The organism is Daejeonella sp., assembly GCF_044342615.1.
GTDB lineage: Bacteria > Bacteroidota > Bacteroidia > Sphingobacteriales > Sphingobacteriaceae > Daejeonella.
Genome location: NZ_JBIIPN010000121.1, coordinates 1 through 7907, shown reverse-complemented (window position 1 = coordinate 7907; position 7907 = coordinate 1). Strand labels below are relative to the sequence as shown.

At 36.8% G+C, this 7907-nt stretch carries 8 protein-coding genes; all 8 read right to left on the bottom strand.

Annotation, left to right across the window (positions count from 1 at the left end):
• On the bottom strand, positions 1 to 236 hold a 236-nt coding region (locus ACIQ0D_RS10145; protein ID WP_395805249.1), incomplete at its 3' end, for a GH3 auxin-responsive promoter family protein.
• Positions 226 to 984 (bottom strand): DUF975 family protein, encoded by a 759-nt coding sequence (locus ACIQ0D_RS10140; RefSeq protein WP_395805247.1) that lies wholly within the window; start codon positions 982 to 984, stop codon positions 226 to 228. The genes ACIQ0D_RS10145 and ACIQ0D_RS10140, both read right to left, overlap by 11 nt.
• A gap of 6 nt (positions 985 to 990) precedes the next feature.
• Positions 991 to 1956, bottom strand: coding sequence for a glycosyltransferase (locus ACIQ0D_RS10135; RefSeq protein WP_395805245.1), 966 nt, complete (start codon positions 1954 to 1956; stop codon positions 991 to 993).
• 49 nt (positions 1957 to 2005) lie between these two features.
• Positions 2006 to 2959, bottom strand: coding sequence for a glycosyltransferase family 2 protein (locus ACIQ0D_RS10130; RefSeq protein WP_395805243.1), 954 nt, complete (start codon positions 2957 to 2959; stop codon positions 2006 to 2008).
• 138 nt (positions 2960 to 3097) lie between these two features.
• Positions 3098 to 3673 (bottom strand): DUF4199 domain-containing protein, encoded by a 576-nt coding sequence (locus ACIQ0D_RS10125; RefSeq protein ID WP_395805241.1) that lies wholly within the window; start codon positions 3671 to 3673, stop codon positions 3098 to 3100.
• A 6-nt stretch (positions 3674 to 3679) separates the two neighbouring features.
• The gene (locus ACIQ0D_RS10120) at positions 3680 to 4354 is read right to left on the bottom strand and encodes a hypothetical protein (protein ID WP_395805240.1); all 675 of its coding nucleotides are present in this window, start codon (positions 4352 to 4354) and stop codon (positions 3680 to 3682) included.
• 7 nt (positions 4355 to 4361) lie between these two features.
• Positions 4362 to 5627, bottom strand: a complete 1266-nt coding sequence (locus tag ACIQ0D_RS10115; RefSeq protein ID WP_395805238.1) for a dihydroorotase — start codon at positions 5625 to 5627, stop codon at positions 4362 to 4364.
• Positions 5624 to 7678, bottom strand: a complete 2055-nt coding sequence (locus ACIQ0D_RS10110; protein WP_395805236.1) for a BatA domain-containing protein — start codon at positions 7676 to 7678, stop codon at positions 5624 to 5626. Before ACIQ0D_RS10110 ends, ACIQ0D_RS10115 begins: the two co-directional genes overlap by 4 nt.
• Between the last annotated feature and the right edge of the window lie 229 nt (positions 7679 to 7907).

Here is a 7907-nt window from a genome sequence, read left to right as displayed (position 1 = left end):
CGATCAATGTAGGTGCGTAGTTCTTCATAATCTGCTAAGGGTACATTTTTCTTAAAATCTTGGTAGTTTTTAATTTCCGAAAAGGAATGATCCTTGCCAAAAGCTGTGTTTTGCGCTTTGGAGATTAAATGTGTAAAAACCTTTTTTTGAGCCTCAAGGGGATTTTTTTTCCACTTTTCAATCTGCTTTACCGCGAGTGCGGCAATAGGTTTTGCTAAAAAAGACTTAATCCCCATCCTTATCCTCCGGATCGTTTAACATAATTTCTTCTTCATCAGTATAATTATTTACCAAATGACGATATGCAATGATCAGAATTATACTTGAGAAAGGAACGGTAAATAATAGTCCGATAAACAGCGCCATCGCACCCAAAATATTAAGTCCCAACATAACCAAAAACAGCAAGCTGATAAACCAAAAATGTCCTTTGGTAAGGGTCCAACTCTGACTAATTGCCTCTGATGAACCTGATTCCTGATCTACTATGAAACATACCACAAAGCAAAAACGGATGGTAAAAAAAATGATGGGAATAGCAATTAGGATGAATACTGGCAATAGTTCCCAGCTGAAAGGCTGGCTAGTATCAATTTCGGGGGTATTAATAAAATAGATGGAGCTGATAATGGCAATGATACCCACAAGAATCAATCCCACGATCAGTTTAACAATCAAAAAGTTGACTGCTTTCAATAAATTGGGCACAAAATCAGGCAGTTCTGGATGATCATCATCATCAATTAACTTAAAAAATACCTGGTAAAATGCGACGGTAAAGAACGCATCGAACAAGCTAAGAACCACATTTTGAATGAGGGCGGCAGTCCCGGAGCCACCTCCCAAAACCACACCCAATACCCCAGTTATTGTTAAAATAAACAGAAATTGAACGATAGTAAAACCGAGCAAAATCCAAATATTTCTTTTTGCTAGTTCCCAGGCATCCGACAAAATAACACTCACAGACATCCGCTGATCCATATATTCTTATTTTCTTAAAATTATTCTCTTCCAAAAATCCTGCATAAAACCTAAGCCATAGGCAGTGAGCTGCACGAAGGATGCAGCAATGCTCAAAAATGCAACTTTTGCTGATTTGTTTACATTCCAAGAGTGAAAAAATATCAACAAAATAAAAATTGCGATCAATGTATTACAAAATTCGGCCAAAGGTTGGCTAAAAGCATTTAATATCAAGCTAAGAAGCAAAAAAAGAGTAAATAATGCCGGAAAAAAATGCACAATTTTCAACTCAGATGGAAAGTGTTTATAAATATTAATTCTTGCCCGTCCAAAAAAGTGCAATTGCTTGTAAAATTGCTTTAAATCTGTCCTGCGTTTATGAAAAACTATCGCATCGGGAATTAAACCTATTTTAAAACCCATGGATTGGATGCGAATACTAAATTCGATATCCTCACCTAGGCGTGTAAGTATAAATCCGCCAGTACGCTCCCACACTTCCCTCGAAATTCCCATGTTGAAACTTCTTGGATGAAACTGCCCAATATGCTTTTTATTTCCTCTTATTCCGCCAGTAGTAAATGGTGAAGTCATTGAATAACTAATCGCCTTTTGGACTGGGGTGAATGAAGGGTGAGCACCATCGGGTCCGCCATAAGCGTCTAAAGGATACTCTAAAAGGTAATTTTTAACGATTTCTAAATAATCTATGGGAATAAGACAGTCAGAGTCAAAAATTACAAAATAATCGCCCTTAGCATGCTCAAAACCGAAGTTTCTCGCAAAACCTTGTCCACCATTCTCTTTATAAAAATATTTAATATCTAAACTATCAGCATAGCTGTCAACAATGTCTTTAGCATCAATTTTAGAACCATCCTCAATAATCAACACTTCAAACTGAGTATATGTTTGCTGTGTTAAGGTATGAAGTAACTCATCAATTTCTTGAGGTCGGTTATAAAGTGGAATTATGATTGAAAAGAACATGTTAAACGCTTTTATTTAAGCAAATTAGGATATTTATTCACAATAGAACTTAGATGGTCTTTTCAATCTGATAAACATTCCTTTCAGTCGAATTTCTAGAAACCAATTCGGCGATAAAACCAGTGAGAAATAACTGAAAGCCTACAATTATGGCAACAAGCGCAATATAAAACAAGGGTTGATCAACCACTTCTCGCGTATAGCGAATGTGCATGGTGATGTGGTATAATTTCTCAACGATAATCCACAAAGCCATGATGGTACCTAAAAGAAAGCATAAAGCACCAATAGTACCGAAAAAGTGCATCGGGCGCTTAGCAAATTTTCCTACAAAAAATATGGAAAGAAGATCTAAAAAGCCGTTTATAAAGCGACTAAAGCCGAATTTTGTCGTGCCATATTTGCGTGCACGATGCTCTACTACCTGCTCACCTATCTTTTTGAATCCCGCCCATTTGGCAATTACGGGGATGTAACGGTGCATCTCGCCATAGACTTCAATGCTCTTAATAACATCTTTACGATAAGATTTTAATCCACAGTTAAAATCATGCAAGTTATATATCCCCGACATACGGCGGGTAGCAAGGTTAAAAAGTTTCGTTGGGATGGTTTTGCTCAGTGGATCGTGACGTTTTTGTTTCCAACCTGAAACGAGGTCATATTTCTCTTCTACAATTTTTCTGTAAAGTTCAGGAATCTCATCGGGACTATCCTGCAAATCGGCATCCATGGTAATGACTACATCGCCTTGGCAGGCCTCAAAACCAACATTTAATGCTGCCGACTTCCCATAATTACGTCTGAATTTAATTCCTACAATAGCTGGATTTTCAACTTTTAACTGCTCAATTACCTCCCATGATTCATCATTACTTCCATCATCAACTAAGATAATTTCATAGCTAAATGAATGTTTATCCATCACCCTGCCGATCCAGCTTGTTAGCTCTGGCAGCGATTCTGCCTCATTGTAAAGGGGGATGACGACGGAGATGTTCATTGGGAGATGTGAGACGTTAGATATGAGATGTGAGACGTTTGATATAAGACGTTAGATTTGAGATTAAAGATTAATTTAAACGTGCAAATTTTATCAATAAAATTGACAAAATCTGCACGCTATTTTTCAAATATAAAATTATTCTTGTTCCTCTTCTATTGCGGAAGCAAAAATAGGTTCTTCTTTCTTAAAGATAGCTGCAAAAATTAGGGACATCACAAATTGCACGAGCACAGCAATACCTAGGTTCTTAAAAAATTGACCTACTGTAGGGTTGTACTGTTCTTTTATTCCTTCCATCTGCTTACTTATTGCTTCATCAATCTGGTCTTGTTCCATACCCATATTTTCTAGGGTTTTACTTGTTCCTGCTTCCATATAACCAGCAACTTTCTCATATGCTTGTGGTTCAACAAAATTGTAAAAAGCATAATTTACTACTGAATAAAGTAAACCTGCAACAAAAGCCATTAGGAAAATTCCTTTTAAGGCCTCTCTAAAACTCCAAAATCCACCAATTTTCTTTCTTAAATCAAGCGTGAAAAAAACGTAAATTAGAATTGATACAACCATTGATCCGATTCCGAATCCGATTGATCCTAAGAGTGATGGTGCTGCATAAAAAACCACAATTCCTAGTACTAAGGATAAAATTCCTACGATAATACCATTTGTACTAGCTTCTTTGTTTAAGTTTTGTTTAGTTAATTCCATGTTTGTTTAATTTTGATTGTTAAAAGATATAAGTAAAGCATAAACGGCAGAGTCGAAATCAGGGTTTGCACTATATTTGATAAATTCATTAAAATCCTCATCTACGGGATCAGGATCTCTGAAAAAGCCAATCATTGGGTAAAATAATTCTTTTAGTTCAGAATCTTCTGGAATTGAGGAGCTTACACGTGCAACTTCTTTTAAGCTACTCTCTACAAGAATTTGATTAGCAATAACTACTTCATAGATACGATGTTCATCTTGGAATTCATCCTCATCCACTAATAAAAATTCGCGCAAGAAATCACTTAGTTCAGGCTCAATTGCCTCATCCTGACACTCTTGCAAATAAAGTATTACATTGAGGAGCTCTGTACCACGGTCGATAGTTTGCTCTTCAATTTGTTCCCATTCGGGAGATTCTAAATAATCTTCCTCCAGCTTACGCACATCTTCATTAAAGAAATTAATCAATAAAAGATCGAAAAAGAGTTCGCGTAAAGCCTCAAACATAGGATTTTCATCAAATGCGGCATCCATAGCGGCAAGCTTTTCCATATAAACCTTGTCCGAACTAAAAACCGATACAAGCACCTTCGAAAAAGTATCTTGATCCTGATTATTTACCGAAGCAAACTGCGCTAAAGCAGAGAGCATGGCTTCTTTTACACTCGTATTCATATGATTTTTAAGAGATTAAATATTGTTCATTGTTACAAACAAAATTCACCTTGCCTGTTAATTGCTGCCCCATAAGTGGAGAGTTAAATGATTTGGATTTATTCGAATCCTCATTCAAAGTCCATTTTTCTAAGGGGTTAAAAAGTATAAAGTTAGCAGAAATTCCTAAATCAAAAGATGGAATTTCAATTCCCATTAATTTTCTTGGTGAGATGGCTAATTTTTCTACAATTTGCTCGGGACTTAAACCTGATTTTAGTGCCAGAGGCAATACCGTTTGGAGTCCGATGATACCAAAACTAGCAATTTCAAATTCCACATCTTTAAACTCAATTTCATGCGGGGTATGTTGTGAAACAATAGCATCAATAGTGCCATCTTTTAGTCCCGCAATCAATGCCTTCTGATCAGCTTTGGTGCGGAGAGGTGGCTTAACTTTAAACTGGCTGTCGAAACCTTCTAAATTTTCTTCGGTAAATACTAATTGATGGGCCGCTACATCACAGCTAACTTTCACACCTGCTTTTTTGGCCTTGCGGATTAAGTCCACACTTCTTTCTGTACTAATCGTACTGAAGTGTATTCTAGCATCATTGTATTCAGCTAAATAAAGATCGCGAGAAATCATTAATTCCTCAGCAAGTGAAGGATTCCCTTTCATACCTAGGAAAGTACTCATCACTCCTTCATTCATTTTACCCTTAGCCGCAATGTCTTGATCCTCAGCGTATGAAAAAATTAATCCATTAAATGATTTGGTATAAAGTATTGCCCGACTCATCAATCCAGCATTTGATACTGGCTTATTCCCATCCGAAAAAGCAATAGCTCCAGAGTCTTTCATATCGAACATTTCTGCCAATTCCTTCCCTTCGCGATTATGGCTTATACAACCAATTGGGAAAATATCCACCAAGTTGTTTCTAGATTTGTTCATTAGGTAAGAAACCTCCGCCTTCGAATGAATTGGAGGCTGTGTATTGGGCATCAAAGCAACAGCTGTAAATCCGCCGGCAGCAGCTGTAGCACAGCCAGTTTCCATATCTTCCTTAGTTTCTAAGCCCGGCTCTCCAAAATTGGCGTTGATATCTAAAAAACCAGGTGATAGAAACTGTCCCTTTGCATCAATAATGATTAAATTCTTATCTGAAGCATCAATTTTCTGGGCAATTTCAGAAATCTTACCATTGCTGATTAAAACATCGAGTGTTTGTCCGTTTAAAGGACTTTCAGGATGTAAAATGGTGGCCGACTGAATTAAATATTTCTTCAATTTATTTGAGGTTTAATTTGTATTTTATTGTAAAAACGGATCAATAATATCTCTGCAGCGAAAAATAAAAGAGCTAATATCAGACAAACTTTCCATAATGAGGTCCCCTGATTTACACTTTTTATCATATTTTCTATGGATGCTAGCTCTGGCTCTATCATTTCAGGTTTATTAGTCCCAAAATTAGCATTTATCTCATTATTGCTAGCATAGCTTAAATCAGATTCGGACCCCGCATCGTTAAAGGATAAAATAGCGAGCAAACTATCGCCTTTAAATAATTGATAATGACCATTTTCTCTTATTTGATTTTCAACAAAAATTTGTGATAAATGATCATTCTGCCTTAAATCTGGAATAGTTTCATAGGACTCTTTCCTGAGTTTTAGCGTCTGATTGGGGTTTAGAATAATTTTAGGGAGATTGATCAATGTTTCAGCATTTAAATCATAAAATAGCTGCTGCTTTCTGATAGATATTAAAGCCGATTGATACATGATAGGCACAAAAATGGCATGCTTAGGCAAATTGCTGGATTCTTCATTGAGTGCTACCGCCGACAAATATATCTTTCCTGTACCGATAGCATATTCACTCAAAAATAATTGATTTCCAGGCAGTTCTAAAATATTTTTGCGATTTGTTTTGCTTAAGGAAGAGAATTTTAAATACTTTTTTACGGATGGTAAGTCCATTTTGGGAATATTTTTATCAAATACTCCTGCAAAAAGAGGATGTTGTAAATTAATGGATGTTAAGCGCTCTTCCCTAGAAATTACCTGTTCTGGAAGGTCGGTATTTAGTCCCTGAAGGAAATTTCTTAATCCCGCTTGATCAGCTTTCAAATTAGGGAAAACCATCAATGTGCCACCTCTTTTGCAATAATCTTGCAGCTGTTGCGATAGTCCCGCGCTCAGCTCCGGCAACTCATTTAAAATCACCAAAGAGTAAGTATCTAATTCTGAATAATTTACACTCCCTGAAAGATTATTGGTCACGCGAAAAAAGCTATCGGATTTAAACAAAGCATTCAAATAAGCATTTTCTGATGCACCATTAATAATCAAGATGGGCATGGATTGTTCCACCTTAAAACTAAAATAAAAGTGATCATCAAAAATCAAGGGAAAATCGGTAATTTCTACATGCCCTTCCTGCCAACCTGCTTTTAACCCACTAAAGCTTAGGGTATCTAAAGCGGTAGACCTAGCTTTAATCAAAAGGCTTCCCAAGGCTTTTTGCTCTTTATTTATGAAGAGTTTAATGGGGATATTCAGAGCATCCTCCTCCGAACTATTTTTTAACCTAACAATTACTTTCTCTAAATCGCCTGGCTTATGAATGCTAGAATTAAACCAAATGGAGTCGATGGAAATATTAGGCAGCGGATTTGACTTTATTCGTATCAACCTGATTGCGAGGGAACTATCTGCAGGTATTGCATTCTCTCCGAGGATGTTTTTCTGGAAATCTGAAATCAGATAAACGCTTTTTCGCGAATTTGGCTCCTTCGAGAAAACCTCTTTTTGTCGGGAAATGATTTGATTTATGTTTTTACGTGCGGGACTAATTTCAATTTCTTCAATTGCATTTTGAAATTCTTCAAGAGAGAGTAAACGCTGGTTTTTACCTTCAAAATCATTAGTAAGGACTTGAAATTTATCATTCAGGCTATGGGCCGATGCAATTTCCTTGGCTCTACGTTTTGCCTCATCAAGTAGTGTACCTTCCTTATTCTGAGCCTCCATGCTAAAGGAATTGTCAATATAAATACTCAGAACTTGATTTTGAAACGAATTATCTTTGGAAGCAGTCGGGATATATGGCCTTGCGAAAGCCAATACGAGGAATGAAAGCCCTAAAATCCTTGATGCAAGAATTAAACGATCTTTAAGCTGCCTCTTTGAAGAAGTTTGCATCTCCACATTTTTCAGAAAGCGCACATTGCTGAAATAAACCTTTTTGAATTTCCGGAAATTGAATAAATGAATAAGGATAGGAATGACGATTGTCACAAGGGCAAATAAAAATCCGGGGGATAGGAATCTCATTAAGAAACAAAATTACTGATAATTAATTGAGTTTGAAAATGGTTTGTTTTTGTGGAGCTATGGTTGTGATACTAGGTGGGTCACTGGGTGACCTTTGGTTGGCCCTCTGGTCGGTGTTATCACCGTACCAGACGCACTGTCCGTAGAGTTAAGCGAAGCGTCTCTACGGATTACACAATATCGGGAGTCTCCAGACTCCCCTTAAAATTGTTAACATCAATATCCCCCC

What these genes read in the sequence shown, in the direction of transcription:
- ACIQ0D_RS10110 (WP_395805236.1), bottom strand. Translation starts at nt 7,678, where the DNA reads ATGAGATTCCTATCCCCCGGATTTTTATTTGCCCTTGTGACAATCGTC.
- ACIQ0D_RS10130 (WP_395805243.1), bottom strand. Translation starts at nt 2,959, where the DNA reads ATGAACATCTCCGTCGTCATCCCCCTTTACAATGAGGCAGAATCGCTG.
- ACIQ0D_RS10125 (WP_395805241.1), bottom strand. Translation starts at nt 3,673, where the DNA reads ATGGAATTAACTAAACAAAACTTAAACAAAGAAGCTAGTACAAATGGT.
- ACIQ0D_RS10120 (WP_395805240.1), bottom strand. Translation starts at nt 4,354, where the DNA reads ATGAATACGAGTGTAAAAGAAGCCATGCTCTCTGCTTTAGCGCAGTTT.
- ACIQ0D_RS10140 (WP_395805247.1), bottom strand. Translation starts at nt 984, where the DNA reads ATGGATCAGCGGATGTCTGTGAGTGTTATTTTGTCGGATGCCTGGGAA.
- ACIQ0D_RS10135 (WP_395805245.1), bottom strand. Translation starts at nt 1,956, where the DNA reads ATGTTCTTTTCAATCATAATTCCACTTTATAACCGACCTCAAGAAATT.